The organism is Microbacterium galbum, assembly GCF_032464915.1.
Lineage (GTDB): Bacteria > Actinomycetota > Actinomycetes > Actinomycetales > Microbacteriaceae > Microbacterium > Microbacterium galbum.
The window spans coordinates 450,011-476,824 of record NZ_JAWDIS010000003.1; the positions used below are offsets into that span (position 1 = coordinate 450,011).

25 protein-coding genes, 1 tRNA gene and 1 other RNA gene are annotated in these 26,814 nt (G+C 70.9%); 13 read left to right on the plus strand and 14 right to left on the minus strand.

Annotated features, from left to right (window positions below):
* Positions 1–173: 173 nt before the first annotated feature.
* Positions 174–512, plus strand: a complete 339-nt coding sequence (locus tag RWH45_RS14935) for a DUF7882 family protein (RefSeq protein ID WP_298872682.1) — start codon at positions 174–176, stop codon at positions 510–512.
* 124 nt (positions 513–636) lie between these two features.
* Here RWH45_RS14935 and RWH45_RS14940 read toward each other — a convergent pair whose 3' ends face one another.
* Positions 637–2,064, minus strand: a complete 1,428-nt coding sequence (locus RWH45_RS14940) for a sensor histidine kinase (RefSeq protein WP_315995668.1) — start codon at positions 2,062–2,064, stop codon at positions 637–639.
* On the minus strand, positions 2,061–2,735 hold the full coding sequence (locus RWH45_RS14945) for a response regulator transcription factor (protein WP_315995669.1): 675 nt from the start codon (positions 2,733–2,735) through the stop codon (positions 2,061–2,063). The genes RWH45_RS14940 and RWH45_RS14945 overlap by 4 nt, the downstream gene beginning before the upstream one ends.
* Before the next feature lie 145 nt (positions 2,736–2,880).
* Between RWH45_RS14945 and RWH45_RS14950 the strand changes: the two genes are divergently transcribed.
* From RWH45_RS14950 to RWH45_RS14960, 3 genes are all read left to right on the plus strand, one after another.
* On the plus strand, positions 2,881–3,459 hold the full coding sequence (locus RWH45_RS14950) for a hypothetical protein (RefSeq protein ID WP_315995670.1): 579 nt from the start codon (positions 2,881–2,883) through the stop codon (positions 3,457–3,459).
* A gap of 97 nt (positions 3,460–3,556) precedes the next feature.
* The gene (locus RWH45_RS14955) at positions 3,557–4,438 is read left to right on the plus strand and encodes a hypothetical protein (protein ID WP_315995671.1); all 882 of its coding nucleotides are present in this window, start codon (positions 3,557–3,559) and stop codon (positions 4,436–4,438) included.
* 137 nt (positions 4,439–4,575) lie between these two features.
* Positions 4,576–5,079 (plus strand): DUF3145 domain-containing protein, encoded by a 504-nt coding sequence (locus tag RWH45_RS14960; RefSeq protein ID WP_076675660.1) that lies wholly within the window; start codon positions 4,576–4,578, stop codon positions 5,077–5,079.
* 144 nt (positions 5,080–5,223) lie between these two features.
* On the opposite strand, the gene RWH45_RS14965 is transcribed toward RWH45_RS14960, so the two are convergent.
* The 6 genes from RWH45_RS14965 to aceE all read right to left on the minus strand — a co-directional run bounded on the left by RWH45_RS14965 (position 5,224) and on the right by aceE (position 12,979).
* Positions 5,224–6,462 carry a beta-ketoacyl-[acyl-carrier-protein] synthase family protein gene (locus tag RWH45_RS14965; RefSeq protein WP_315995672.1) on the minus strand — a complete coding sequence of 413 codons (1,239 nt, stop codon included), beginning with the start codon at positions 6,460–6,462 and terminating at the stop codon, positions 5,224–5,226.
* A gap of 68 nt (positions 6,463–6,530) precedes the next feature.
* Entirely contained in the window at positions 6,531–6,779 is a 249-nt protein-coding gene (locus tag RWH45_RS14970; protein WP_022880558.1) for an acyl carrier protein, read from the minus strand.
* 67 nt (positions 6,780–6,846) lie between these two features.
* Complete coding sequence (locus RWH45_RS14975) at positions 6,847–7,851, minus strand: beta-ketoacyl-ACP synthase III (protein ID WP_315995673.1); 1,005 nt, start codon at positions 7,849–7,851, stop codon at positions 6,847–6,849.
* Positions 7,848–8,768: an ACP S-malonyltransferase gene (locus RWH45_RS14980; protein ID WP_315995674.1), complete on the minus strand. Its 921-nt coding sequence runs from the start codon at positions 8,766–8,768 to the stop codon at positions 7,848–7,850. The genes RWH45_RS14975 and RWH45_RS14980 overlap by 4 nt, the downstream gene beginning before the upstream one ends.
* A 186-nt stretch (positions 8,769–8,954) precedes the next feature.
* A complete protein-coding gene (locus tag RWH45_RS14985; protein WP_315995902.1) occupies positions 8,955–10,136 on the minus strand; it encodes a PucR family transcriptional regulator in 1,182 nt (393 codons plus the stop codon).
* Between the two features lie 116 nt (positions 10,137–10,252).
* Entirely contained in the window at positions 10,253–12,979 is a 2,727-nt protein-coding gene (gene aceE, locus RWH45_RS14990; RefSeq protein ID WP_315995675.1) for a pyruvate dehydrogenase (acetyl-transferring), homodimeric type, read from the minus strand.
* A 251-nt stretch (positions 12,980–13,230) separates the two neighbouring features.
* Between aceE and RWH45_RS14995 the strand changes: the two genes are divergently transcribed.
* Complete coding sequence (locus RWH45_RS14995; protein WP_315995676.1) at positions 13,231–13,926, plus strand: DUF1345 domain-containing protein; 696 nt, start codon at positions 13,231–13,233, stop codon at positions 13,924–13,926.
* Here the strand turns inward: RWH45_RS14995 and RWH45_RS15000 are convergent.
* Positions 13,923–14,597 carry a CatA-like O-acetyltransferase gene (locus RWH45_RS15000; protein ID WP_315995677.1) on the minus strand — a complete coding sequence of 225 codons (675 nt, stop codon included), beginning with the start codon at positions 14,595–14,597 and terminating at the stop codon, positions 13,923–13,925. The two genes, RWH45_RS14995 and RWH45_RS15000, sit on opposite strands and share 4 nt — an antisense overlap.
* A 48-nt stretch (positions 14,598–14,645) precedes the next feature.
* Positions 14,646–14,721: transfer RNA gene (locus tag RWH45_RS15005), tRNA-Val, on the minus strand.
* Between the two features lie 223 nt (positions 14,722–14,944).
* Between RWH45_RS15005 and RWH45_RS15010 the strand changes: the two genes are divergently transcribed.
* The 5 genes from RWH45_RS15010 to RWH45_RS15030 all read left to right on the plus strand — a co-directional run bounded on the left by RWH45_RS15010 (position 14,945) and on the right by RWH45_RS15030 (position 18,585).
* On the plus strand, positions 14,945–15,673 hold the full coding sequence (locus RWH45_RS15010; RefSeq protein ID WP_315995678.1) for a zinc ribbon domain-containing protein: 729 nt from the start codon (positions 14,945–14,947) through the stop codon (positions 15,671–15,673).
* A 15-nt stretch (positions 15,674–15,688) separates the two neighbouring features.
* Positions 15,689–17,386 carry a bifunctional 3'-5' exonuclease/DNA polymerase gene (locus RWH45_RS15015; protein WP_437127351.1) on the plus strand — a complete coding sequence of 566 codons (1,698 nt, stop codon included), beginning with the start codon at positions 15,689–15,691 and terminating at the stop codon, positions 17,384–17,386.
* 28 nt (positions 17,387–17,414) lie between these two features.
* An RNA gene (gene rnpB / locus RWH45_RS15020) (RNase P RNA component class A) lies at positions 17,415–17,785 on the plus strand.
* A gap of 119 nt (positions 17,786–17,904) precedes the next feature.
* Positions 17,905–18,219, plus strand: a complete 315-nt coding sequence (locus tag RWH45_RS15025; protein WP_315995679.1) for a hypothetical protein — start codon at positions 17,905–17,907, stop codon at positions 18,217–18,219.
* A gap of 78 nt (positions 18,220–18,297) precedes the next feature.
* Positions 18,298–18,585 (plus strand): hypothetical protein, encoded by a 288-nt coding sequence (locus RWH45_RS15030; RefSeq protein ID WP_315995680.1) that lies wholly within the window; start codon positions 18,298–18,300, stop codon positions 18,583–18,585.
* 6 nt (positions 18,586–18,591) lie between these two features.
* Here RWH45_RS15030 and RWH45_RS15035 read toward each other — a convergent pair whose 3' ends face one another.
* From RWH45_RS15035 to ppgK, 3 genes are all read right to left on the minus strand, one after another.
* Complete coding sequence (locus RWH45_RS15035; protein WP_315995681.1) at positions 18,592–18,933, minus strand: hypothetical protein; 342 nt, start codon at positions 18,931–18,933, stop codon at positions 18,592–18,594.
* A 158-nt stretch (positions 18,934–19,091) separates the two neighbouring features.
* A complete protein-coding gene (locus RWH45_RS15040) occupies positions 19,092–19,400 on the minus strand; it encodes a hypothetical protein (RefSeq protein WP_315995682.1) in 309 nt (102 codons plus the stop codon).
* A 104-nt stretch (positions 19,401–19,504) separates the two neighbouring features.
* Positions 19,505–20,290: a polyphosphate--glucose phosphotransferase gene (gene ppgK, locus RWH45_RS15045; protein ID WP_315995683.1), complete on the minus strand. Its 786-nt coding sequence runs from the start codon at positions 20,288–20,290 to the stop codon at positions 19,505–19,507.
* Positions 20,291–20,387: 97 nt separating this feature from the next.
* Between ppgK and RWH45_RS15050 the strand changes: the two genes are divergently transcribed.
* The 3 genes from RWH45_RS15050 to RWH45_RS15060 are packed head-to-tail and all read left to right on the plus strand — an operon-like array spanning position 20,388 to position 24,957.
* Positions 20,388–20,570 carry an SPOR domain-containing protein gene (locus RWH45_RS15050; protein WP_315995684.1) on the plus strand — a complete coding sequence of 61 codons (183 nt, stop codon included), beginning with the start codon at positions 20,388–20,390 and terminating at the stop codon, positions 20,568–20,570.
* A 45-nt stretch (positions 20,571–20,615) separates the two neighbouring features.
* A complete protein-coding gene (glnA, locus tag RWH45_RS15055; RefSeq protein WP_076675636.1) occupies positions 20,616–21,956 on the plus strand; it encodes a type I glutamate--ammonia ligase in 1,341 nt (446 codons plus the stop codon).
* A gap of 10 nt (positions 21,957–21,966) precedes the next feature.
* Positions 21,967–24,957, plus strand: a complete 2,991-nt coding sequence (locus RWH45_RS15060) for a bifunctional [glutamine synthetase] adenylyltransferase/[glutamine synthetase]-adenylyl-L-tyrosine phosphorylase (protein ID WP_315995685.1) — start codon at positions 21,967–21,969, stop codon at positions 24,955–24,957.
* Positions 24,958–25,104: 147 nt separating this feature from the next.
* On the opposite strand, the gene RWH45_RS15065 is transcribed toward RWH45_RS15060, so the two are convergent.
* Positions 25,105–26,799 carry a long-chain-fatty-acid--CoA ligase gene (locus RWH45_RS15065; protein ID WP_315995686.1) on the minus strand — a complete coding sequence of 565 codons (1,695 nt, stop codon included), beginning with the start codon at positions 26,797–26,799 and terminating at the stop codon, positions 25,105–25,107.
* Between the last annotated feature and the right edge of the window lie 15 nt (positions 26,800–26,814).

A 26,814-nucleotide genomic window follows, 5' to 3' on the forward strand; every position in this document is an offset into this window, starting at 1 on the left:
GACCTCTAGAACGGCCCCCGAGGCGCGACACACCCGGTGAGCGATATATCGCTCGCGGAGTATCCCCACGGCGTGCGGAGTGGAATACTGGAACTCCCGCATTGCCTCGCTTCCCGGCGTGGTCCCGCCCTTGCTCTACCGGTACGTTTCGGCGCGCCAGAAAAGGACCTGTCGTGGGAAGACTTATCTACCGAGACCGCGCATCGTTCGACATCGACGACCGCATCCTCGCTCACCTCCGCATCGTCGTCATGAACAAGTTGCGACGCAATGAGGGGTTCATGCTCCAGCTGCCCGTCAACGAGGGCGTGCGCCAGGCGAGCCTGTGGATCCACGCCTCGAACGCGTTGGTCATGCAGTTCTACGGCGGTCGGGAGCCCGCGATCGACCGCGAGCTCATCGATCAGATGATGCACGACGCCAGCGGCGCCGACGGTCTCACACTCACGGCCGCGGGAATCGCCCCGCCGCCCGCCCCGCCCCGCCGCCCGGTGGGTCGCACGGCGAACTGACGCATCCCCGCCCCGGGCTGACGGCGCGGGCGCCGTTCACGCTCCGCCCGCCGGGCGGACGGCGCCCGCGCCCGGCGCGCGCTCATCGTCTCGCCTCACGCGCGGCGCGCTGATCGCGCCGCGTTCAGGCGACGGTGAACGGCAGCTCGACTTCGAAACGCGCCCCCGTCGGCAACGCGACGTACTGGACGTCGCCGCCGTGCGCGCGGGCGATCCCGCGGGCGATCGGCAATCCCAGTCCGACGCCCGCGGCCGAGGCCCGCGCGGCATCCAGGCGCACCAGCCGGTCGAAGATCCGCTCCCGGTCGGCGGCGGGCACCCCCGGGCCGTCGTCGGTCACCGAGATCACGGCGCGTCGGTCGTCCATCCGCAGGGCGAGTTCGATCTCCCCGGTCCCGCCCGTCGCACGGGCGGCGTTCTCGATCAGGTTCGCCACGACCTGGGCGATGCGATCGACATCCACGGTCGTCCGGACCGGCTGGTCGGGGACGGCCGTTCGCAGCCGCACCGAGGGGTGCACCAGCGGCATGCGACGCGCTTCGGCATCCACGAGCGTGCGCAGATCGATGTCGACGCGTTGCAGATCGAGTCCACGATCCACTCGCGCCATCGTCAGCAGGTCGTCGACGAGGCGCGACGCGCGCGTGGCCTCCCGTGCCACGTGCGCGGCGAGCATCTCGCGTTCGGGCCCGTCCAGGTCGGCACGCACGAGGGTGTCGGCGGCCGCCCGGATGCCGGCGACGGGCGTGCGCAGCTCGTGAGCGGCATCCGAGAGGAACGCCCGCAGCCGCTGCTCGGCCTCGCGGGCCGTCTTCTCCGCGCCCACGACATCGTCGAGCATGTCGTCGAGCGCCGTCGCCACTCGACCGATCTCGGTGTCGGTGCGCGTCGGGTGCAGTCTCCGCTCCCGTTCGCCCGCGCCGATCGCTCGGGCGACCTCCGAGACCCGGTCGAGGGGGCGCAGGCTCCGCCGGACGACGAGTGTCACGGCGCCCGCCGCGAGGACGAGCACCCCGATCGACGACACGGCCATGATCCATCGCACTTGCCCCAGGGTCTCGCCGACACCGACGGCCGAAGCGGTGAGGGTTAAAGTCGATCCGTCGCTGAGCGTCGAGCGCAGGGTGATCAGTTGATCGTCGCCCGACACCTCGGATGCCACGACATCCACGCCGCTGGAGGGCGTGGGCTGCGGTACCGAACGCTCTCCGGGCGCCCCGCCCCCCGGTCCTGCCGGCCCGCCCGGCGCCTCGCGCAGCTGCTCGGGGCTCGGGCCCGCCACCACCGACCCGCCCCCGGCGGAGTCGATGCGGACGGCGAGGCCCTGGTCCGACAGACGCTCCGCCAGGTCGGAGTCGTCGACGATGCCGACCAGCGACGCTGTGGCGGCGGCGCGATCACGTAGGCGCTCTTCGATCTGTCCGCGCAGTCGCGCGCCGAGCGCCAGGTCCACCACGACCGCCAGCACCACGAGCAGCAGCGCAACGAGAGCCACGACGGCGACGATCGTGCGACGTCGCAGCGACCCCGAGCGCAGGACCGCGGAGCTCACGCGGCCGCGCTCAAGCGGTAGCCCAACCCGCGCACGGTGTGGATCAGCCGGGGCCCGTGCTGCTCCATCTTGCGACGCAGGGCGCTGAGGTGCACCTCGACGAGGTTGGGGTCGTAATCGTCGTAGCCCCACACCTGGGTGAGGATCTGCGCCTTCGACAGCGTGCGTCCGCGACTCTCCGCGAACAGCTGCAGCAGGCGGAACTCCGTCGCCGTCAGTTCGAGCGGCGCTCCCGCGCGGTGGGCGGTCGCGGCATCGGGATCCACCAGCAGGTCGCCGACCGCGATGGTCTGCGGAAGGCGCCCGCGCCGACGGAGCACGACACCGGCGCGCGCGACGAGCTCGGCCATCGTGAACGGCTTGACGACGTAGTCGTCGGCGCCCTCCGCGAAGCCGCGCAGACGGTCGTCGACCTCATCGCGCGCGGTCAGCATGATCACCGGGATGTCGCCCGTCGCGCGGACGAGGGGCAGCAACCGGATGCCGCTCGGTCCCGGCATCATCCAGTCCAGGATGACGAGGTCGGGACGGAATCGATCGAGGCGGGCGCTCAGGTCGCTCCCGTCGGGGGCGGCCTCGGTGACGAAGCCCTCCGCCCGCAGCGCGGTCTGCACGGACACGCGGATCGTCTCGTCGTCGTCGAGGACGAGCACACGGGCGGTAGCGGACATCCGAGTGACGATAGGGCCGCCCCCTGAACGCGAGATATGGCTTGCGTATGCGCTCGCCTCTCGGGCACCGGCTTCAGGTTCGCTTCAGTCCCGGCTCGAAGTCTGGTCTCAGAGCCGGTGACAGCCACCGGCGCAGGAGGACATCATGAACGACGACGAATACCCCACCCAGCCGCTCCCGCGTCTGGAGGAGACCACCGAGCAGCGCCGCCGCTCCTGGCGGCGACCCGCCCTCATCGCGGGGGCCGTGATCGTGGCGGCGGGGCTCACCGGCGGCAGCGCCGCCCTGGCCGCGCAGACCGGGGGAGCGACGCTCACCGCGGCGACCTCGGCTCCGAGCGCCGACGGGGGCGCGACCGGCCCCGGCACCGCTCCCACGCCGGGCTCCACGCCGAGCGGAGCCCCCGCCGAGGGCACCGCGCCCACGCCCGCACCGGCTCCGACCGACGGTACCGCGCCCGCCGGCCCCGCCGCTCCCGACGGCACCGGCCCCGGTGAATGCGGCCCCGGCGACGGCTCGGGCGCGAACGTTCCCGGAGCCCACGGCCCCGAGGCCGGCGGAGAGAAGCCCGCCCCGCCGACCGACGGCTCCGCCCTGACGCCGCCCGCTCCTCCCGCCGAGGGATCCGCTCCCACCCCTCCCACCGACGGCAGCGCGCCCACCCCGCCCGCACCGCCCGCAGAGGGCTCGGCTCCCACGCCGTCGGCTCCGTCCGGCAGCTGAGTCGGGATCGCTCAGCACCCCTCACCGCGCTGACCGCCTCGCCACGCCATCCCCGTGCGTGCAGCGAGCGGTCAGCGCGGTGCGGCACGATCGAGGGGTGGCGAAGAGACGCAGGCGACGGCCTTCCGCGGCCCGCGCGCGCGTGCTCCGCCGTCGCCGGATCACCGTCGGCGTCACGGCCGTCGTGCTCGTCGCTCTGATCGTGGTCGCCCTCGTGCCGCTGGTGTCGCTCACGCGGGCGTGGAACGCCGCGTGGAACGCCGAGACCCGACGCGACGCGGTCGACCTGGCGTCCTTCGACCCCGGCACCCTGATCGGCGACGACGACTTCTACGACGGTGACGCACTGACCGCCGATCAGATCCAGGCGTTCCTCGACGACCAGGTGGGCGCGTGCACGGGCGACACGTGCCTCGCCGATCTGCGCGTGGACTTCCCCGCGCGTGAACCGATCGTCTCGGATGCCACGGGCGAGACGGTCTGCGACGGGTGGGAAGGGGGAGAGCTATCCGCCGCGCAGGTGATCGACCGCGTGCAGCGCGCGTGCGGTATCTCGGCGAAGGTCATCCTGGTGACCCTGCAGAAGGAGCAGAGCCTCGTCGCCGGTCGCTCGGCCCGCGCCCCCCGCGCCGAGCAGCTGGGGGCCGCGATGGGGGCGCGCTGCCCCGACGACGCCGCGTGCGACCCGGGCGCGGCCGGCTTCGCCGAGCAGGTCGCCCAGGGAACGACCGATCTGAAGTCGTACAGCGCCTCGGGCTTCATGCGCCAGCCCGGAACGCACTACATCGCCTACTCGCCCGACCCGGCCTGCGGCGGCACCGACGTGACGATCACGAACCGCGCCACCGCGGCGCTGTACAACTACACGCCCTACCAGCCGAACCCGGCGGCCCTCGCCGCGCGGTGGGGCACGGGCGACGCCTGCTCGGCCTACGGCAACCGCAACTTCGCGTTGTACTGGGCACTCTGGTTCGCCTGACAGCGCCTCCGTGACGGGCGGCTGAATCACAGTGTTGTGATTTCGTTATGCACGGGCGATAATTGCCGGGACAAACGAACAGCCGCCGTGCTCCATCACAGGTCGTAGGGGAAGACGTACCTGACGAAGGAGAGACCATGGCGATCACGTCTTCGCGCGGAGTGATCCTGATCCACTCCGCGCCCCGCGCGTTGTGCCCCCATCTCGAGTGGGCGGTAGGACGCGCTCTCGGCCGTGCCGTCAACTTCGACTGGGCCGACCAGCCCGTGCTGATGGGCAGCCGCCGCGCGGAGTTCTACTGGGAGGGCCCGGTCGGCTCCGGCGCGGCGCTCGCGAGCGCGATCCGCGGATGGGAGCACCTGCGCTTCGAGGTGAGTGAAGACCCCACGCCGCGCAGCGACGGCGGTCGCTGGATGCACACGCCGGGGCTCGGCATCCACTACGCGCAGACCGACGCCTCGGGCAACGTCGTCATCGGCGAGGACCGCGTGCGCTACGCCATGGAGGTCGCCGCGGGCGATCCCTTCGAGTTGCAGCGCGAACTCGACGTCGCCCTCGGCTCCGCGTGGGACGAAGAGCTCGAGCCGTTCCGCCACGCGGGCGACGATCAGCAGATCGTCTGGCTGCACAAGGTCGGCTGAGACCCCCGGGCGGGGAGGCGCCACTACCGGAGGCCGGTGTCCATACCCGGCACCGGGACCGCGTATCCCCACCCGGATGAAAAAGAACGCCCCCTGGCATCCCCGATCGCAGTCGGGGGGATGCCAGGGGGCGTTCTTCTGCGGTCAGACCGAGGCGATCGCGACGACGGCGTTGTGCCCGCCGAAGCCGAACGAGTTGCTGATGGCGAGCTGGTCGCCCGCCCCCAGCTCGACGGGAGAGCCGGAGAGGGCGAACGGGACCTCGGGGTCCTGCTCGGTGAGGTTGATCGTCGGCGGCGCGACGCGGTTCTGCAGAGCCAGCACGGTGAAGATCGCCTCGAGGGCACCCGTGCCACCGAGCAGGTGGCCGGTGGAGGCCTTGGTCGCCGAGACGGGGATCTCGTCGACGCGGTCGCCGAAGACGGAGCGCAGTGCCTTGTACTCGTTCGGGTCGCCGACGGGCGTCGAGGTGGCGTGCGCGTTGATGTGGGTCACGTCGTCGACCGACGCTCCGGCCATCTCCAGCGCCATGTGCACCGCGCGGGCGGCTCCGTGGCCCTCGGGGTCGTTGGCGGTGATGTGGTACGAGTCCGCGGTCACGCCGCCGCCCACGATCGAGGCGTAGATCTTGGCGCCGCGGGCCTTGGCGTGCTCCTCTGTCTCGAGGATGAGGACGCCGGCGCCCTCGCCCATGACGAAGCCGTCGCGGTCGATGCTCGCCGGGCGCGAGGCGGTCTCGGGGGAGTCGTTGCGCTTGGACAGCGCCTGCATCGACGCGAACGAGGCGATCGTGATCGGGTGGATGGCCGATTCGGTCCCGCCCGCGATCACCACATCGGCGAGGCCGTCGCGGATGTGCTGCACGGCGTTGACGATCGACTCCGTGCTCGAGGCGCAGGCGGACGCGACCGTGCGTGCGAAGGCGCGCGCGTTGAAGTGCAGCGAAAGGTTGCCCGCCGCGGCGTTGGGCATGAGCATGGGTACCGTCATCGGCATGACGCGACGCGGGCCCTTCTCGCGCAGGGTGTCCCAGGCGTCGAGCAGCGTCCAGACACCGCCGATGCCGGTGGCGAAGTCGACGCCGAGACGGTCGGGGTCGATGTCGGGGCTGCCGGCGTCTTCCCATGCTTCCTTGGCCGCGACCATGGCGAGCTGCGACGAGGGGTCGAGCCGCTTGGCGACGGGTCGCTCGAGCACGGTCTCGGGACGCACGAGCGCCTCGGCGGCGAAGGTGACGGGCAGGTTGTACTGCTCGACCCATTCGTGCTCGAGGGATCGGGCGCCGGAGGTTCCGGCGAGCAGGGCGGACCAGCTCTCGGGTGCCGTTCCGCCGATGGGCGAGGTGGCTCCGATGCCGGTGACGACGATGCGGGGTGTGCTCATGAGCGAGAGATCCTTGGTGCGGCCGACAGGTCGTGACCGGTGGGGGCCGAAGCCCCCACCGGGAGGTGTCAGGACTGGTTCGACGTGATGAACGTCACGGCGTCGCCGACGGTCTTGAGGTTCTTGACCTCGTCGTCGGGGATGGTGACGCCGAACTTCTCCTCGGCGTTGACGACGATCGTCATCATCGAGATGGAGTCGATGTCGAGGTCGTCGGTGAACGACTTCTCGAGGGCGACCTCGTCGGCCGAGATACCGGTCTCGTCGGTGATGAGCTCGGCAAGGCCGGCGAGAACCTCGTCGTTGGTGAATGCCATGATGTCTCCTGTTTCTTGGGGGCGGGCCTGACAGGCCCCGATCAGTCTAGGGTTCGACGCTCTCGCGTCAGGGAAGCACGACGACCTGCGCGCCGAACACGAGCCCGGCGCCGAAGCCGATCTGCAGCGCGAGACCGCCGCTGAGCTCGGGGTGCTCCTCGAGCAGACGGTGGGTGGCGAGCGGGATGGATGCCGCGGAGGTGTTGCCCGTAGTCTCGATGTCGCGGCCGATGACGACGGTCTCGGGCAGGCCCAGCTGCTTGGCGAACTCGTCGATGATGCGCATGTTGGCCTGGTGCGGCACGAACGCCGCGAGGTCGCCGGGCTCGATGCCCGCGGCCTCGATCGCCTGACGCGCGACCTTCACCATCTCCCACACGGCCCAGCGGAAGACCGTGGGGCCCTCCTGGCGGAGGGTGGGCCACGGCGCCGTGCCGTCGCGGAACTCGTTGAGCGTGGCGTTCATGCCCACGGCATCCGCCTTCGAGCCGTCGGACCCCCAGACGGTCGGGCCGATGCCGGGGGTGTCGCTCGGTCCGACGACCACGGCGCCCGCGCCGTCGCCGAGGAGGAACGAGATGCTGCGGTCGGTGGGGTCGACGATGTCGCTGAGCTTCTCGGCTCCCACGACGACGACGTGCGTCGCGAGACCCGCGCGCACGAGAGCGTCGGCCTGGCCGACGCCGTAGGCGAAGCCCGCGCACGCGGCGTTGACGTCGTAGGCGGCGGCGGGGTTCGCGCCGATCCGGTCGGCGACGATCGCGGAGGCCGAGGGCGTCTGCTTCGGGTTGCTGATGGTGGCGACGATCACGGCGTCGATGTCGGCGGGGGAGACGCCGGACTTCTCCACGGCTTCGCGTGCGGCCTCGGCGGCCAGGTCGATGGCATCCGTCTCTTTGTTGGCGCGGACGCGCGTGACGATGCCGGTGCGCTGGCGGATCCACTCGTCGCTCGAGTCGATGGGACCCACGAGGTCGTCGTTGGGGACGAAGTTCTCGCCGCGGGCCGCGCCGTACGAGTAGATGCGGGTGTGGGCCGCGCCCTGGGTCTGGCGGAGGGTGGGGGTGCTCATGCCTGGTCTTCCTTCAGCAGTGAGACGGCCGCGTCGAGGTCGTCGGGGGTCTTGACCGCCACGGTCGGGGTGCCGCGCAGGGCGCGCTTCGCGAGCCCGGTGAGCGCCCCCGCGGGCGAGAGTTCGATGATGCCGGTGACGCCGCGCTCCGCGAACGAGGCCATGCAACGATCCCAGCGGACGGGCGAGGCCACCTGCGCGACGACGAGGTCGAGCGCGCGGCGGCCGTCGGAGACGACGGAGCCATCGGAGTTGGTCCACAGCGTCAAGTTCGGGTCGGCGACCTCGACGTCGGCCGCGGCGGATCGCAGCGTCTCGACCGCGGGCTCCATGAAGCGGGTGTGGAAGGCACCGGCGACCTGCAGCGGGATGACCCGCGCACCGCGGGGAGCCTCCGCGGTGAGCTCGGCCAGGGCCGGCAGCTCCCCGGCGGCGACGATCTGCCCGCCGCCGTTGTAGTTGGCGGGGGTGAGGTCCAGCGCCGCGAGGCGTTCGAGAACGGCCTGTTCGTCTCCGCCGACGACGGCGCTCATTCCGGTGTCGACCGCGGAGGCCGCCTCGGCCATCGCGCGGCCGCGCAGACCGACCAGGCGCAGCGCGTCCGCGTCGCTCAGGACCCCGGATGCCGCCAGAGCGGCGATCTCACCGACGGAGTGCCCCGCGACACCGGCGACGGGTGTGCCCGTGCGCTCGTTCAGTGCCGCCCACGACAGCAGGGACGCGGCGACGATGAGCGGCTGGGCGACCGCGGTGTCGCGGATCCGGTCGGCATCCCATTCGGTACCGGCGGCGATGAGGTCGACTCCGGCCTGATCGGAGAAGGCGGCGAGGCGCTCACGCGCCTCGTCGATCTCGAGCCACGGCGAGAGGAACCCAGGGGTCTGCGAGCCCTGTCCGGGGAAGACGGCGATGATCACCGTCCCATCCTGCCAAGGATCGGGCCGGTGCTTATGGAGATATCGGCACAGATATGCGGCGTGTCTTTGTGCGCGCCGTGCATCAGCACGGCCGCCACCCCTCCGTCGAGTGTCCACGACACGCCGCCCGCCGGTGCTCGGAACGGCGTGTCGGGGACACTCGACGAGAGGAAGCCGAGGGGCGCGTCAACGGGACGCGAGCGGTCGCCGACTGGCGAGACCGCGCCGGCGGGTGGCATCCGTGCCGATCGAGCCCAGGATGAGCGCCGTCTGCAGGATCAGCGCCTCGCGGGGGCCCGTGGCATCCCAGCCGATCACCTCGGAGACGCGCTTCAGGCGATAGCGCACCGTGTTGGGGTGCACGTAGAGCTCGCGGGCTGTCGCCTCGAGCGACCGGCCGTTGTCGAGGTAGCTCCACAGGGTCGCGACGAGATCGGCGCTGTGCGCCTGCAGGGGGCGGTAGACGCGGTCGACGAGGGTCTGCTTGGCCACCGCGTCTCCCGCGAGGGCTCGCTCCGGGAGCAGGTCGTCGGCCTCGACCGGACGCGGGGCGTGGCGCCATGCCCGGGCGACGGCGAAACCCGCCAGAGCGGCGCGGGCGCTCTGTCCTGCGTCGACCAGAGCCGGAACGGCCGGGCCCAGCACGAGGTGCCCCGACCCGAAGCCGGGCTCGAGGCGCTTCGCGATCTCGGGGAAGGGCAGTTCAGCGGTGTCCTCTCCGCTCGAGCGTGCGGGCAGATCCGCACGGCCGACCACCAGCACGAGCCTCGACCCCTGCACGCCGATGAGCACATCCACGCCGAGCTTGCGCGCCGTGCGCCGCACCTGATCGACGTCGAGCTGCGGGGGAGTGGTGCCCACGAGCACCGCGACCTCGCCATGACCGTGCCACCCGAGGGCGGCGATGCGGCTGGGGAGTTCGTCGTCGGCCTCGCCCGTGAGGATCGAGTCCACCACGAGCGCCTCGAGACGCGCGTCCCACAGGCCCCGGGCCTCGGCCGCCCGGGCATAGACGTCGGCGGCGGCGAAAGCGACCTCGCGCGAATACGACAGCATCGCCTCGCGCACCTTCTCGCTCCGCCCGGCGACGCGTTCCTCCATGACCTCGACGGTCACGCGTACCAGCTGCAGCGTCTGCGTCAGGCTCACACTGCGCAGCAGTTCGCGCGGGGCCGCGGCGAAGATGTCGGCCGCGATCGCGGGGGTGGATGCCGGTTCCTCGAACCACTGCAGGAACGAGGTGATGCCGGCCTGCGCGACCAGCCCCACCGCCGATCGCCGCGCGGGGGGCATCTCGGCGTACCACGGGAGCGTCTCTTCGAGGCGCTGGATCGTCGCGGTGGCGAGATCGCCGGAGATGCGCCGCAGCCACGCGAGGGTCTCGGCCTTCTCGACCGCGGCGTCGCCCGCCGAAGACCGGTCGGACCCGGCCCCGCCCGCGGTGCGGGGGGAACCGGGTCCGACGGTGGAGTCCGTCACCGGACTCAGGCCTCGCCGCCCGCGTTGCCGCTGGTGCCGGCGTTGACGTCGTGCAGGCGGTACTTCTCGATCGCCTGACCGACGACGGCGCGGTCGACCTTGCCCTCTTCGGCCAGGGCCTGCAGGGCGCGCACGGCGAGCGAGGGGCCGTCGATCTTGAAGAAGCGACGGGCCGCGGCACGCGTGTCGGAGAAGCCGAAACCGTCGGCGCCGAGCGTCCAGTAGTTCTGCGGAACCCACTGGCGGATCTGGTCCTGCACCGCGTGCATCCAGTCGCTGACGGCCACGACGGGACCCTCGGCCTCCTTCAGCTTGTCGGTGAGGTAGGCCACGCGGGGCTCCTCATCGGGGTGCAGGAAGTTGTGCTCGTCCGCGGCGAGACCGTCGCGACGCAGCTCCGACCACGAGGTCACCGACCACACATCGGCCTTCACACCCCAGTCGTCCTTCAGCAGACGCTGCGCCTCGAGGGCCCACGGCACACCGACGCCCGACGCGAGCAGCTGGGTGCGGGGACCGTCGCCCTCACCGGTGGAGATGTGGTGGATGCCGCGGACGATGCCGTCCACGTCGACGCCCTCGGGCTCGGCGGGCTGCACGTACGGCTCGTTGTAGACCGTCATGTAGTACATGACGTTCGGGTCGGAGTGCTCGCCGCCGTACATGCGCTCGATACCGCTGCGCACGATGTGGGCGATCTCGTAGCCGTAGGCCGGGTCGTACGACACGGTGGCGGGGTTGGTCGAGGCCAGCAGCTGCGAGTGACCGTCGGCGTGCTGCAGACCCTCACCCGTCAGCGTGGTGCGGCCGGCGGTGGCGCCGATGATGAAGCCGCGCGCCATCTGGTCGCCCGCGGCCCACTGGGCGTCGCCCGTGCGCTGGAAGCCGAACATCGAGTAGAAGACGTAGACCGGGATGAGCGGCTCGCCGTGGGTCGCGTACGCCGTGCCGGCCGCGGTGAACGCCGCGAGGGCGCCCGCCTCGTTGATGCCGACGTGGATGATCTGGCCCTCGGGGCTCTCCTTGTACGCCAGCAGCAGCTCGCGGTCGACGGAGGTGTAGTGCTGGCCCTTGGGGTTGTAGATCTTCGCCGTCGGGAAGTACGCGTCCATACCGAACGTGCGCGCCTCGTCGGGGATGATCGGCACGATGCGGTGGCCGAAGCCCTTGACGCGCAGCAGGTCCTTCAGCAGACGCACGAACGCCATCGTGGTCGCCACGTCCTGGGTGCCGGAGCCCTTCTTGGGCAGCGCGTACGCGGCATCCCCGGGCAGTTCCAGACCCACGTGGGTCGTGCGACGCTCGGGCAGGAAGCCGCCGAGCGAGCGACGACGCTCCAGCATGTACTGGATGGTCTCGTCCTTCTCACCGGGGTTGTAGTACGGCGGCTGGTAGGGGTTCTCTTCGAGCTGCGCGTCGGTGACGGGGATGTCCATGGCGTCGCGGAACGACTTGAGGTCGTCCAGCGTCAGCTTCTTCATCTGGTGCGTGGCGTTGCGGCCCTCGAAGTGGGGACCGAGGCCGTAGCCCTTGATGGTCTTGGCGAGGATGACGGTGGGCTGTCCCTTGTGCTCGGCCGCCGCCTTGAACGCCGCGTAGACCTTGCGGTAGTCGTGGCCGCCGCGCTTGAGGCCCCAGACCTGCTCGTCGGTGTAGTCCTTGACGAGTTCGAGCGCACGAGGGTCGCGACCGAAGAAGTTCTCGCGGACGTACGCGCCGTTCTCGGCCTTGTAGGTCTGGTAGTCGCCGTCGGGCGTGGTGTTCATGAGGTTGAGCAGGGCGCCCTCGGTGTCGCGGGCGAGCAGGTCGTCCCACTCGCGACCCCAGACGACCTTGATGACGTTCCAGCCGGCGCCGCGGAAGAAGCTCTCGAGCTCCTGGATGATCTTGCCGTTGCCGCGGACGGGGCCGTCGAGGCGCTGCAGGTTGCAGTTGATGATGAAGTTGAGGTTGTCGAGGCCCTCGTTCGCCGCGACCTGCAGCTGGCCGCGGCTCTCGACCTCGTCCATCTCGCCGTCGCCGAGGTAGGCCCACACCTGCGAGCCGCCGACGTCCTTGATGCCGCGGTTGGCGAGGTACTTGTTCGACATCGCCTGGTAGATGGCGTTGATCGGACCGAGACCCATCGACACCGTCGGGAACTGCCAGAACTCCGGCATGAGACGGGGGTGGGGGTAGGAGGGGATGCCGTTCGGCGCCGCCGACTTCTCCTGACGGAAGCCGTCGAGCTGCGCCTCCGTCAGGCGACCCTCGAGGAAGGCGCGCGCGTACGCGCCGGGCGAGGCGTGGCCCTGGATGAAGATCTGGTCGCCACCGGACGGGTCGTCGAGGCCGCGGAAGAAGTGGTTGAAGCCCACTTCGTACAGGGCCGCCGACGACGCGTAGGTCGAGATGTGGCCGCCGACGCCGATGCCGGGACGCTGCGCGCGGTGCACGGTGACCGCCGCGTTCCAGCGGATCCACTTGCGGTAACGACGCTCGAGCTCTTCATCGCCCGGGAACTCGGGCTCGTTCTTCTGAGCGATCGTGTTGATGTAATCGGTGGTCGGAACCATCGGCACGTTGAGGTGCAGTTCCTTCGAGCCCTTGAGCAGGCTCAGCATGATCTCGCGAGCGCGAGCCGGACCCTTCGCCTGGACCAGCTGTCGCAGGGATTCCTGCCACTCCCCGGTCTCTTCCGGGTCGCTGTCCTGCGGCCCCTGCGAATACGGATCCTGGTCGTGAACAGTCACGGAAGACCTTTCGTCGTCTGGCAGGTCATGCCAGAGAATCGCCATACGAGTGCGGCAACCCTTGTTCGCTCCGCACAATCAACCAGCGTCCAGCCTAGCGAGTCGGCGCGCCATCGGGTGCGCGGGGAGCCCGCGGTCCTGCTCCGACCGTCACGACCCTTCGACGTCGAGGAGTCCCGTCCCGGCTGTGGAGAAGCGATGAAGGACGTCCGAGCCCGGGACCGAGGGCGGGACGGGTCTAGCCTGAGCGCGTGAGCCCGCAGGATCCCTCCGCGTTCCGCACGCGGCCCGAGCACCGCTGGCCGGTGCTGATCGCCCTCGCCGTGGGGGCGGGACTGTACGCCTTCCTGCCCACGGAGGCCGCCGGCATCCTGAGGTACGTCGTCGTGGGCGCCGGCGTGCTGTGCGCCGTCCCCATGGTGGTGACGAATCCATCGCGACTCACGCGCGAGTCGCGATGGGGGCGCGGCTTCGCGCTGGCGTTCACCGCCGTGCTGCTGCTCGCGAACCAGGTGGCGCTGGTGCTGCTCGTCCACCAGCTGTTGCAAGGACAGGGCGACGGGGCCGGAACGCTGCTCGGCGCCGCACAGGTGTGGGCGATCAACGTGATCGGCTACGCCGTCGTCTACTGGGAGATGGACCGGGGCGGGCCGATCGCCCGCCGTCGGGACCCCCGAGACGAGCTCCCGGCCGCCGATTTCCAGTTCCCGCAGGACAGCGACCGCGACGCCGTCAGCGAAGTGCGGCGACGCTCGTCCGACGTCGAGGACTGGGCGCCCGGGTACGTCGACTACCTGTACTTCTCGGCATCCAACGCCATGGCCTTCAGCCCCACCGACGTCATGCCGCTGTCGAGTCGGGCGAAGCTGTTCATGATGGTGCAGGCGGTGTCGGGGTTCATCCTGCTGGCGCTGGTGATCGCGCGGAGCGTGAACATCCTGAATTAGCGCTCGGCGGCCGCGGGGGCCGTCACCCACGAACCGTCGGCCAGAAGCTCGCGCAGTTCGTTCACGAAGCGGGCGGCGTGGAAGCCGTCGGCCGCGGCGTGGTGGATCTGCAGGGCGACGGGCAGCAGCACGCGGCCGTCGCGGTCGACGTACCGGCCGAGCGTGACGATCGGCGCGAGATGCGCCCAGCCCTTCTGGATGTTCAGCGTGAAGCCGGTGAAGTCCGTCCACGGCAGGCTCGAGACGTCGAAGGTGTTGCGCGGCGGTTCGCCCTGCGGGAAGAACTCCTCGGATGCCGCGTGCTCGGCGATCGTGCGCACGGCGGCATCGTGGAACGCGGGGAAGTCCGGGTCGAAGGGAACCCAGAGGCACGAGAAGGTCTCGCTCACGGCGTGGAAGACCGTGAAGGCCGGGTGCACGCGATCCCACACGGCCGGCGCGCCCGTCTCGTCGAGGCTGAGGCGGAACTCGGGATGCCGATCGACGATCGCCGAGAGGGCCCAGATCTGCGCGACGTACGTGCGACGCTCCGACGCCCGCACGGCCGCGACGAAGTCGGTGACGTCGACCTCGACGGTCAGCGCGTACGTGCACGGCGACGCGTGCAGGTAGTGATCGAAGTGCTGCCGACGCGGCCACGAGTCGAGGTCGATGGGGGTGCGGTGCTCCATCGCTCCATGATGCGCGACGTGAGCGGACGGTGTACGGCACCGCGGAGGTGGTGGGCCCTGCCGGGATCGAACCGACGACATCCACGGTGTAAACGTGGCGCTCTACCAGCTGAGCTAAAGGCCCGGGATGCCCCGAGTCTAGCCGCGGGCCCCCGCCGCGTGCGCACCCGCCCCTTCGATCGCCGGCCGACGCGCGCGAGATGACACGTCCGGCGCGAGGTCGCACCGAAGAGCGCGGCCGCACGCAGTGATCTCGCGCCGAAGGTGTGATCTCGGCGCCGGGCGCGCGCGGGCCGCGCTGTCGGCGCGTACCGCCGATGTCCGACCCCCGGGGTAGCGTTGCATGCGTGAATGCCGATCCCGCCGACCAGCGCAAACTGCTCGATCTCGCCGACCTCGACGCCCGCATCCGTCGTGATGAGCGCGTCGCGGCGAACCCGCCGCAGGCCGAGCGCGTGCGCGAGCTCATCGCCCAGCGGGCGACGCTCGCGCAAGAGCTCGGTACCCGGGCCAACGTGCGCGACGACATCACCGCCGAACTGAAGCGCCTCGAATCCGACGTCGCCGTCGTCGACGCCCGCATCGCACGCGACACCGAGCGTCTCGCCGCCTCGTCCAACCCCAAGCAGGCGCAGGGCTTCGAGAACGAGCTCGTGTCGTTGAAGCGCCGCAAGGGCGACCTCGAAGACATGGAGATCGCGCTCATGGAGCGCCTCGAGGCCGCCGACGCCGCGGTCGCCGAGCAAGAGGCGCTGATCGCCGACACCAACGCGCAGGGCGCGCAGCTCAGCGCCGAGGCCAAGACCACCGTGTCCGACGCGACGACGCGCCTCGACGGTGCGCGCCGCGATCGTGACGCCGTGGCCGCGTCCGTCCCCGCCGACCTGCTGGGGCTCTACGAGCGTCTCGCCTCCCGCGGCAACGGTGCGGGTCTGCTGCGCGCCGGCGCCTGCGAGGCCTGCCGCATGGTGCTGCCGCCGAGCGACCTGGCCACGGTCCGCCGGGCACAGACCGACGAGGTCGTGTTCTGCCCCGAGTGCGGCGCGATCCTCGTCCGCACCGAAGAATCGCGATGACCCCTCCCGGCGCCCGTGCCGTCTGACACGGTCGTCGTCGGGCGCACCGGCCCCGGCCGCTTCGCCCTCCAGTCGCTCGACGTCGACGCAGCCCCCACCGACGTCCCCGCCGACCGGCTCGCCGAAGCCGTTTCCGATCGTGAAGAGCGCGGAGACGTCCGGTGGGTGTGGGCCGATACGGCGAGCACGTATCCCGCTCTGCTGTCGGCGGGGGTGCGTCTGGCCCGCGCCTGGGATCTGCGACTGGTGCACGGCATCCTGCGCGACGCCGAGGGCGTGGTCGACGATCACGGACTCCGTTCCCATCGGGAGTGGGATGCCGGCAGCGCCGCGCCCGCGGCGGGCGACACGCTCTTCGACCTCGGCGATCCCTCGACCGTCCTGCCCGACTCGCTCGACGACGCTGTCGCCGAGTTTCGACGGCAGCTCGCCGCCATCGACTCGGCGGCGGCCCCCGGCGCCCTGCGCCTGCTGTGCGCCGCCGAATCGGCCGGCGGATTGATCGCCGTCGAACTCCACGCGGCCGGTGTGCCGTGGAGCCGGCGCGCGCACGAGGAGATGCTCGAACGCGAGCTCGGCTCGCGTCGCGGCGGAGGTCTGCCGGAGCGCATCGAGCGCACCGCGGCGATCGTCCGGGCCGCTCTCGAGGATCCGACGGCCTCCCTGGACTCGCAGCCTCGCCTGCTGCGCTCCCTGCACCGGGCGGGGCTCCAGGTGACCTCCACGAGCCGGTGGGAGCTCGCCGAGCACGACCACCCCGTCGTCGCCCCGCTGATCGCCTACAAGAAGCTCATGCGCCTGTACACGGCCAACGGGTGGGCCTGGATGCAGGAGTGGGTGCACGACGACCGCTTCCGCCCCGTGTACGTTCCCGCCGGAGTCGTGACGGGCCGATGGGCGTCGTCGGGCGGCGGAGCGCTGCAGATCCCGCGCTCGCTCCGCACCGCCGTCCGCGCCGATCCGGGCTGGACCCTCGTCACCGCCGACGTGGCCCAGCTCGAACCGCGGGTGCTCGCGGCGATGGCGCGTGACACGGCGCTGGCGGAAGCGGCATCCGGTCGCGACCTCTACGCCGGCATCGTCGAACGCGGGGCCGTCGCCAGCCGCGCCGAGGCGAAGCTCGCCATGCTGGGCGCGATGTACGGCGCCACCACCGGGGAGAGCGGGCGCCTGCTCCCGCGTCTGCGCCGCACCTTCCCGCGGGCGATGCAGCTCGTCGACGACGCCGCGCGCACGGGTGAGAACGGGGGAGTGGTCCGCACGTGGCTCGGGCGCACCTCACCCGCCGCGGGAGAGGCGTGGCAGCACCTGCAGTCGCGCGCGAGCGACGCCGCGGCATCCGGAGTCGACGAGAGCCGCGCGCGTCGATCCGCTCGCGACCGGGGCCGCTTCACCCGCAACTTCATCGTGCAGGGCACGGCCGCCGAGTGGGCCCTCGCGTGGCTCGCCGACCTGCGCGCGCGTCTCGCCGTCCTCCCCGCGGTGGATGCCGCCCACGCGGCGCCCGCCTCGTGTCCGGTGTTCGCGCGGGTGCCCCACCTGGCGTTCTTCCTGCACGACGAGATCGTCGTGCACACCCCGCTCGAACACGCCGACGCCGTCGCGGATGCGGTGCGGGAGTCCGCGGCATCCGCGGGCCGTCTGCTGTTCGGGACGTTCCCCATCGACTTCCCCCTCGACCTGCGGATCGGCGAGACGGCCGAGAAGGGCTGAGCGGCCCGCGTAGACTCGACCCTGCGAATGGGTCGGCTGGACGGTCGCGTCACGGGTTCTCCCGTGCCGAGGAACGTCCGGGCTCCACAGGGCAGGACGGTGGGTAACGCCCACCCGGAGCAATCCGCGAGACAGTGCCACAGAGAGCAGACCGCCGCGGTCCGTCAGGACCGGGGTAAGGGTGAAAGGGTGGTGTAAGAGACCACCGGGGTCGTGGTGACACGACCCGCGAGGTAAACCTCGTCCGGAGCAAGGCCAGACAGGGGATGACGACGCGGCTCGCCGAGTCCCCGGGTAGGCCGCTGGAGCGGCACGGCAACGTGTCGCCGAGAGAGATGACCGTCCACGGGGTCCCCCGGGACCCCCGGACAGAACCCGGCGTACAGGCCGGCCCATTCGCATCCCGGTCCCGATCGAGTCGAAGCCGCGCTCTCGGACTCCGGATGCCACCACCCGCGACGGACGAAACCAGTAGTCGCACGAGGGATCTGTCCGCCTCCACGCTCCGAAGAGGAGTCGTGACCCAGCGCGATGCCCGCGATTTCCTGATCAACCTCATCGACCGTGCGGATGCGACCGGCCGACCGTTCTGGGACGCATCGCCGGAGGAACGCGCGCTCGTCCGCGCGCGCTTCGGAACACCGACTGCAGCGCTGCAGACAACGGCGACCGCCGACGGCGACACGCGGACGATCGGTGCTGCCGACCTCTTCCTCGGCACCGCGATCCTCGTCGAGATCGCGGCCGAGCTGCTGCAGGGTCCGAGCACCGGGCGCACGCGGGAGGAGGCGGTGGACGTTCTCCGGAACCGCGTGCATCTGCTCCTCGGGTGAGGCACCGCGCATCCTCACCCGGTCGAGTGTCGGACATATGTTCTAGAATCGATCACGGCCGGGGAAGGGGTCCGGTGCATGGGGTCGACGAGAGTCAGCGACGAGATGGTCGCGCGGGTGCTGGCATCCATCGCCCCCTGCACGCTGCAGCCCGAGACCTGGGGCGTCCGTCCCATCGAGTGGTACGCGCAGAAGCGCCCGGTGTGGGCGTGGGTCACCTGGCCCAACCGGGCTTCGACGCGCGAGGCGGCCTGGGCGACCGGGGGCAACGACCGCGTCGTCATGCTCGAGGTGCCCTGCGAGGGCGGCCACTGGGCGCCCGTGGTGTGGCGCAATGCCGTCAGCGTCCGCGACGCGGCTCCGTGAGCGGGCTCAACAGAGCGATGTGCGGGCGGCCCGCACGACGGCACCGATCTCTTCGCCGTCCGTCAGCAGCCGACCTCCGACGGTGATGACGATCGGCTCGCCCGGGTTCAGGTCCGTGTGATCCACGCAGTACTGCCAGGCCCCGGCGAGGACGTCCTCATCTCTCGACATCGCCACCACTCCTCCGTGCGGGGCGGCCGCGCGCACCGCGTCGAGGAAACCATCGGGATCGGCCGCGCGCGTGGCCAGGCGATACCGAGGGGCGGCCACCGTTTCCGTGTACTCGACGCCGGCGGAGACGACGGCCGCGACGACGACCAGGGCGACCAGAAGCCGCCGCCGACTCACCCGCACAGCGACACGGACGCGACCTCGATGATGGTGAGGGCATCGTCGCCGCCGCGGGGCAGGGCCGACCCGGCGAGATTCAGCGCCATGCCGGCCGGGACGAGGGAACGCTTCACGCGTGCAACCCTACCGAGCCTGTGAGCCGGCTGAGTGCCGTCTCAGTCGGAGGGGCAGAGGATGCTCCGTGCTGCGCTCGCGATCACGACAGCGTCATCGGCTTCGACGCGCATGCCGCCGACGACCTCCGGAAGCGGCGGCCTGTCATCGACCTCCGCCGCGAGGAAGCAGAATTCCTCCCCGGCCTCCGCGAGCGCGTCATCCGAGGACGCGCGCAACCGACTCGAATCCGACAACGCCGCGCGGACGGCGTCCACGAAGTCGCCCGGCGCCTCGTCGACCTCAGGGCTCGGCCGCTCCGTCTCCTCGACGAGAGGGGCTGCGTCGCTCCACCACCCGTGCTCGGTCACGATCGACCCCGTCTCCGACGGAGCGGCGTTAGCGGTGGACGCGCAGCCCGTCAGAGTCGCGACCCCGAGTCCGACGAGCGACAGGATGCCACCCGCCCGGCGCCTCACTTGACGGCGGGCAGCGCCTCGGGAACCGGCACGGCGAGGGAGGCGGCACCGATGATGCCGGCGTTGTTGCGGTGCTTCGCCGGGACGATCGGCGCCCGCAGCTTCAGCAGCGGCAGGAAGTTCTCGGAGTGCTTCGACACGCCGCCGCCGACGACGATGAGGTCGGGGCTGAAGAGGAACTCGACGTAGTCGTAGTACCACTGCAGGCGCTTGGCCCACTTGTCCCACGACAGTTCCTCGCGCTCCATCGCGGAGTAGGCGGCGAAGTGCTCGGCATCCTTCTTGTGCCCGGCGCGCTGGAGGTGACCGAGCTCGCTGTTGGGGACGAGGACGCCGTCGTAGATCATGGCCGACCCGATGCCGGTGCCGAGCGTGGTGAGGATGACGAGACCGTCGACACCCTTCGCTGCGCCGTACCGCACCTCGGCGATACCCGCCACGTCGGCGTCGTTGGCGAAGTGGATGTCGCGCGAGAGCCCGTGCTCGAAGAACTTCTCGGCCTCGAATCCGATCCACGACTTCGACACGTTCGCCGCCGACAGCGTGCGCCCGCCTTTCACGATCGCCGGGAACGCCACGCCGAGGGGCAGGTCGGCAGGAGCTTCGAGCGTTTCGAGGACCTGTCTCACCGCCGCCAGCACGTCGGCGGGCTCCGCGCCTTCGGGGGTGGCGACCTTCACCCGGTCGCTGACGAGCTCGCCGGCATCCAGGTCGACGATTCCCGCCTTGATGCCGGTTCCGCCGATGTCCACTCCGACCGCACGAGACGCATTCGTTGCCATGCCCCTCAGCCTATCCAGCCGCGGGGTCGGCATCAGTAGGATCGGGAGAGCACCGGCGGGACCGCGCCGATCCGCGAGACCCACGTGAGGAGCCATCGTGAGCGACGACAACGAGAAGTACTGGTACAACCTCGAGACCGGCCAGGTCGAGAAGGGGTACGAGTCGCCCGCGATCGACCGCGCCGGTCCCTTCGACACCGCCGAAGAGGCGGCGAACGCGCCGCAGCTGCTGAAGCAGCGCGCCAAGCAGTGGGCCGACGAAGAGGCCGAGAACGACTGAGGCTCGGATCCGACGGACCGACGGCCCCCGAAACGAAGGATGACGATGGACAAGCAGCGTGATTTCGTCCTGCGCACGATCGAGGAGCGCGGCGTCAAGTTCGTGCGCCTGTGGTTCACCGACGTGGTCGGCACGCTCAAGTCGGTGGCGATCGCGCCCGCCGAGGTCGAGGGCGCCTTCACCGAGGGCCTCGGCTTCGACGGATCGGCGATCGAGGGCCTCACCCGCTCCTACGAGTCCGACCTGCTCGCCCACCCCGACCCCACGACGTTCCAGATCCTGCCGTGGCGCGGTGAGATCGACCCGACGGCGCGCATGTTCTGCGACATCACCACGCCCGACGGTCAGCCGGCGGTCGCCGACCCCCGCCACGTGCTCAAGCGCACCCTCGCCAAGGCGGCCGACGCGGGCTTCACGTTCTACACGCACCCCGAGATCGAGTTCTACCTGCTGAAGTCGTCGCAGCTCGGCGCCGACGGACGCCCCCAGCCGGTCGACTCGGCCGGCTACTTCGACAATGTCCCGGGCGGCACGGCCCACGACTTCCGTCGACGCTCGGTGCGCATGCTCGAAGACCTCGGCATCTCGGTCGAGTTCAGCCACCACGAGGGCGGCCCGGGTCAGAACGAGATCGACCTGCGGTACGCCGACGCGCTGACCACCGCCGACAACATCATGACGTTCCGCACGGTGGTGAAGGAGGTCGCGATCGAACAGGGCGTCTACGCCACCTTCATGCCGAAGCCCATCAGCGGGCAGCCCGGCAGCGGCATGCACACGCACCTGTCGCTCTTCGAGGGCGACATGAATGCGTTCTACGAAGAGGGCGCGCAGTACCAGCTGTCCAAGGTCGGCCGTCACTTCATCGCGGGTCTGCTGCGCCACGCGAACGAGATCTCGGCGGTCACCAACCAGTTCGTCAACTCGTACAAGCGCCTGTGGGGCGGCGACGAGGCCCCCAGCTTCATCTGCTGGGGCCACAACAACCGCTCGGCGCTCGTGCGCGTGCCGCTGTACAAGCCGAACAAGGGCCAGTCGACGCGCGTCGAATACCGCGCCCTCGACTCAGCGGCGAACCCCTACCTGTCGTACGCGCTCATGCTCGCGGCCGGCCTCAAGGGCATCGAGGAGGAGTACGAACTCCCCGCCGAAGCCGAGGACAACGTGTGGTCGCTCAGCGACACCGAGCGCCGTGCCCTCGGCTACGCACCGCTCCCGTCGAGTCTCGACCACGCCCTCGAATACCTCGAGGAGTCCGAGCTCGTCGCCGAGACGCTGGGCGAGACCGTTTTCAAGTACGTCCTGCTCAACAAGCGTCGCGAGTGGAACCAGTACCGCGCGCAGGTGACGCCGTTCGAGCTCGCGAGCAACCTCGAAGCGCTCTGACGGACCGCCGATGACCTCGGGCGATCGCACCACCGCGCTCACCGCCCTCGCCCGCACCGGCTTCTCGCAGCTCACCGAAGCAGACACCCTGCTCGGCGAGCTCGAGGAGTCGGTGGGCGTTGACCGGGCGGATGCCATGCGGCTCGCGCAGCGCGTGGCCGACCCCGACCGCGCGCTGCGGGCGATCCTCCAGGTGGCGCGGCGCGACGTCGCCGCGGTTCGCGCCGCGGCCGCCGACGCCGGCGCCTGGCGTGCCCTGTGGGACATCGTCGGGGCGTCCGACGGCTTCGCCGAGTTCTACCTTCGGCATCCCGATGAGCTCGTGCACCTCTCGGGCGCCGGCCTCACCCTGCCCGACGAGCCCACGATGCGCAGTGAACTGCTGACATCCGTGGGGGACGACGAGGGTTTCGCGGCGGACGCGACGGATGCCGCCTGGGTCTCCCTGCGCGTCAGGTATCGGCGGCTGCTCGCCCGCATCGCCGCCTACGACCTGGGTCAGGACGACCCGGCGGGGGCGATCGACGTCGTCTCGTCGTCACTCGCCGACCTCGCGGGTGCAGCGCTCGAAGCCTCGCTGAGCGTCGCACGCTCGCGGGTCTCGGGAGCCGGACCCGGCGCTTTCCCCCGCGCGCAGGTCGAGGCGACCCGGTTCGCCATCATCGCCATGGGCAAGACCGGCGCGCGCGAGCTCAACTACGTCAGCGACGTCGACGTCATCTTCGTGGGCGGCTCGGCGGACGAGGAGGTCGTGAGCGAGGCGCGTGCGATCGACATCGGCACACGACTCGCGGTGCAGACGATGCGAGGCATCGCCGGGCCCGAGATCGAACCGCCGCTCTGGGAGGTCGACCCCAACCTGCGCCCGGAAGGCAAGCAGGGCGCGCTGGTGCGCAGTCTCGCCTCGCACCAGCAGTACTACGCGCGCTGGGCGAAGAGCTGGGAGTTCCAGGCGCTGCTCAAGGCGCGCGCGATCGCGGGTGACGCCTCGCTCGGCGCGGAGTACGTCGCCGCGGTGCAGCCCCTGGTGTGGCACAGTGCGGCGCGCGAGAACTTCGTCGAGGGCGTGCAGCGCATGCGCGAGCGCGTGACCGACCACATCCCCGCCGCGGAGGTGAACCGGCAGCTGAAGCTCGGCCCCGGCGGCATCCGCGATGTGGAGTTCACCGTGCAGCTGCTGCAGCTCGTGCACGGCCTCACCGACGAACGCATCCGGCAGCGCGGGACGCTCGAGGCGCTCGACGCCCTGGTGGCCGAGGGCTACATCGGCCGGAGCGAAGCCGAGGCCTTCGGTCGCGACTACCGGCTCCTTCGTCTGCTCGAGCACCGTCTGCAGTTGCGCGGGCTCCGTCGCACGGCGCTGCTGCCCGAGAAGGACGACGATCTGCGGGTGCTCGCGCGCGCGTCGCGGCTGGCCGAGTCGGCATCCGGGGTGCAGGCGGTGTGGGAGGGCATCAAGCGCGAGGTGCGCGACATCCACGTGCGCCTGTTCTACCGCCCGCTGCTCTCCGCCGTCGCGGCGCTGCCCGAGGGCGAGCGCACGCTGTCGACCGAACAGGCGCGCGATCGCTTGGCGGCCATCGGATTCCGCGACCCCGCCGGAGCACTCCGGCACATCGCCGCGCTCACGAGCGGCCTGAGCCGGAAGGCGACCATCCAGCGGCACCTCATGCCGATCATGATCCGGTGGTTCGCCGACGGCGTCGACCCCGACTACGGCCTGCTGGTCTTCCGTCGCATCAGCGAGCGGCTGGGCAACACGCCGTGGTTCCTGCGGATGCTCCGCGATTCCGCCGGCGCCGCCGAGAGCCTCACACGCGTGCTCTCGGGTTCGCGATACATCGGCGAATTGATGGAGTGGATCCCGGAGTCGGTGGCGTGGCTCGACGACGACGCTCTCCTGCGCCCGCGCTCGGGCAAAGCCCTCGAAGACGAGGCGCGCGCCATCCAGACCCGCTGGCAGAACATCGACGATGCGATGCGCTCGGTGCGCGCGCTGCGCCGTCGGGAGATGCTGCGTGTGGCGATGGCCGCGGTCCTGGGCACCGTTTCGCTCGAGGAGCTCTCCGACGCCCTCACCACGATCACCGAGGTGACGATACAGGCGACCCTGCGTGCGGTGCGTCGCGTCGTGGTGCCGCCCGAGGACGACGACCTCGACTTCGCCGTCATCGCCATGGGGCGCTTCGGCGGACGCGAGCTCGGTTTCGGGTCGGATGCCGACGTGATGTACGTCTACCGCGCGAACGGCGTCGATCCGCAACGAGCGAGTCAGCTGGCGCTGAAGATCGTCGCGGGGCTGCGCGAGCAGTCGGAGGACCACCGTCTCCCGCTCGACCTCGACGCGGAGCTGCGCCCGGAGGGACGCAGCGGCCCGCTGGCCCGCTCGATCGAGGCCTACACGGAGTATTACCGTCGGTGGTCGCTGTCGTGGGAGGCGCAAGCGCTGCTGCGGGCGCGCGGCGTCGCCGGCAGCGTCAAGCTGATCGCGGCGTTCATAGAGCTCGCCGACGAGGTGCGGTACCCGGTCTCAGCCGATCAGAACGGTCTGCGCGAGATCCGCCGCATCAAGGCGCGCGTCGAGAACGAACGCCTCCCGCAGGGCGCCGACCCCGCGCGGCACCTCAAGCTCGGTCCGGGCTCGCTGAGCGACGTCGAGTGGCTCGTGCAGTTGTTGCAGCTGCAGCATGCGCGTGCCGTGCCCGACATGCGCACGACCTCGACGCTCGGAGCCCTCGAAGCGGCGACCGTCGCCGGACTGGTCGAGCGCGACGCGAGCGACAAGCTCGCCGCCGCCTGGCACCTGGCATCCCGCCTGCGATCCGCCAACACCCTGCTGTCGGGTCAGACCAGTGACATCCTCCCGGTGGACCGTGGCCGCCTCGACGGCATCGGACGCATCCTCGAGTACGCGCCCCGCTCCGCGACGCAGGTCGAGGAGGATTACCTCGGCGCGACGCGACGGGCCCGGCGGGTCTTCGACAAGCTCTTCTACGGCTGATCACCCGTCGGCGGCAGCGGCGGGGCGGCCGGCCCGACCGGGGCGTCCCTTCACCCGAACGCTCGAGGCATCGAGCGCCCCGCCCCCGGCGCAGCAGCGATGGATGCCGTTCCGGCCGGCGGTCGGCATCCGTTGCTGCCGTCGTGCTCAGGACATGAGACGCTCGCGCACCTCGCGCCGCTGGACCTTGCCGATGAGCGAACGCGGGAGGTCGTCGACGATGACGACGCGCCGCGGCACCTTGTACGCCGCGAGCCTCTGCTTGCAGAAGTCGCGGATCGCGTCGGGTTCGACCTGGACGTCCTCGCGCAGCACGATCGCCGCGGCGACGTCTTCGCCCCCGCTCGACTTCGGCAGCGCGACCACGGCCGCCCCGGCGATGTCGGGGTGGGAGGTGAGAACGTCTTCGACCTCGCTCGGCGAGACGTTGAAGCCACCGGTGATGATGATCTCCTTCAAGCGGTCGACGATGGTGACGAACCCGTCGGGGGATACCGACGCGATGTCTCCGGTTCGCAGCCACCCGCCGTCGAGGAGGGTGGCCGCGGTGTCGGACGGCCGGTTCCAATAGCCCTGGAACACCTGCGGACCGCGGAGGAGGAGCTCGCCGGGCTCGCCGAGGGGAAGATCGACGGTCGGGTCGTCGGGATCGACCACCCGGATCTCCGTGCTCGGGAACGGCACGCCCACCGTGCCGGGGCGTCGGGAGGGGCCGATCGGGTTGCCGAGCGCGACCGGCGACGACTCGGTCATCCCGTAGCCCTCGACGAGCAGCCCGCCGGTGGCAGCCTCCCAGCGGTCGACCGTGGCCACGGGCAGACTCATGGCGCCCGAGATCGCGAAGCGCACGCTCTTCAGATCGATCGTGCCGCGTGCCGCCGCGCGGGCGAGCTGGTCGTAGATGGGCGGCACGGCCGGGAGGAAGGTCGGAGGGCTCTTCTTCGCGGCGGACGCGACGAGGTCGAGGTCGTACTTCGGGAACAGCACGAGCTTCGCGCCGATGCTCATCGCGAACGTCAGGCACAGGGTCAGGCCGTAGGCGTGGAAGAGCGGGAGGACCCCGTAGAAGGTCTCCTCGCCGTCGTGCAGCCCGGGCACCCAGGCGCGGCCTTGCATCGCGTTGGCGCGCAGGTTCGCGTGCGTGAGCACCGCACCCTTCGGACTCCCGGTGGTGCCGCTGGTGTACTGCAGGAGCGCGATGTCGTCGAGCGCGGGACCGCCGTGCCGGCGCGAGAGCGAGCCGTGGGTCAGGAGCTTCTTCCACGCGACCGGCCGCTTCGACGTGGGCGCGGATGTGAGCTGGGCGCGGGCCGCCCGCGCCTTCGCCACCGGCAGACGCAGCGCGAGCCTCTTGCCGAGGGGGAGCGCCTCGGTGATGTCGACGCTCACCACGTGCTCGAGCGCCAGGTCGGAGGGGAACTCCGCGACGGTGTCGGCCAGCTTGTCCCACACGATCGCGAAGCGCGCGCCGTGGTCTTCGAATTGGTGCCGCAGCTCGCGGGGCGTGTAGAGCGGGTTGTGCTCGATGACGATGGCCCCGAGCCGCAGCGCGGCGTAGAAGGCGACGACGTGCTGCGGCGAGTTCGGCAGCACGAGGGCCACTCGGTCGCCCGCTCGCACGCCGAGCCGGCGCAGTCCCTCAGCCGCACGGGCGACCTGCTGACCGAGCTCCGCGTAGGAGGTCGATGCGCCGAAGAACTCGAGCGCCGTCTTCTTCCCGTAGCGGGCCACCGAGGCGGACAGCATCTCGGGAAGCGTCTGCGAGGGCTCGTCTATCTCCAAGGGAACGCCCTCGGCATACGAGGTCGACCACGGACGCGAGGCGTAAGGGGAGTCCGGCATCCCTCCATCCTGGCG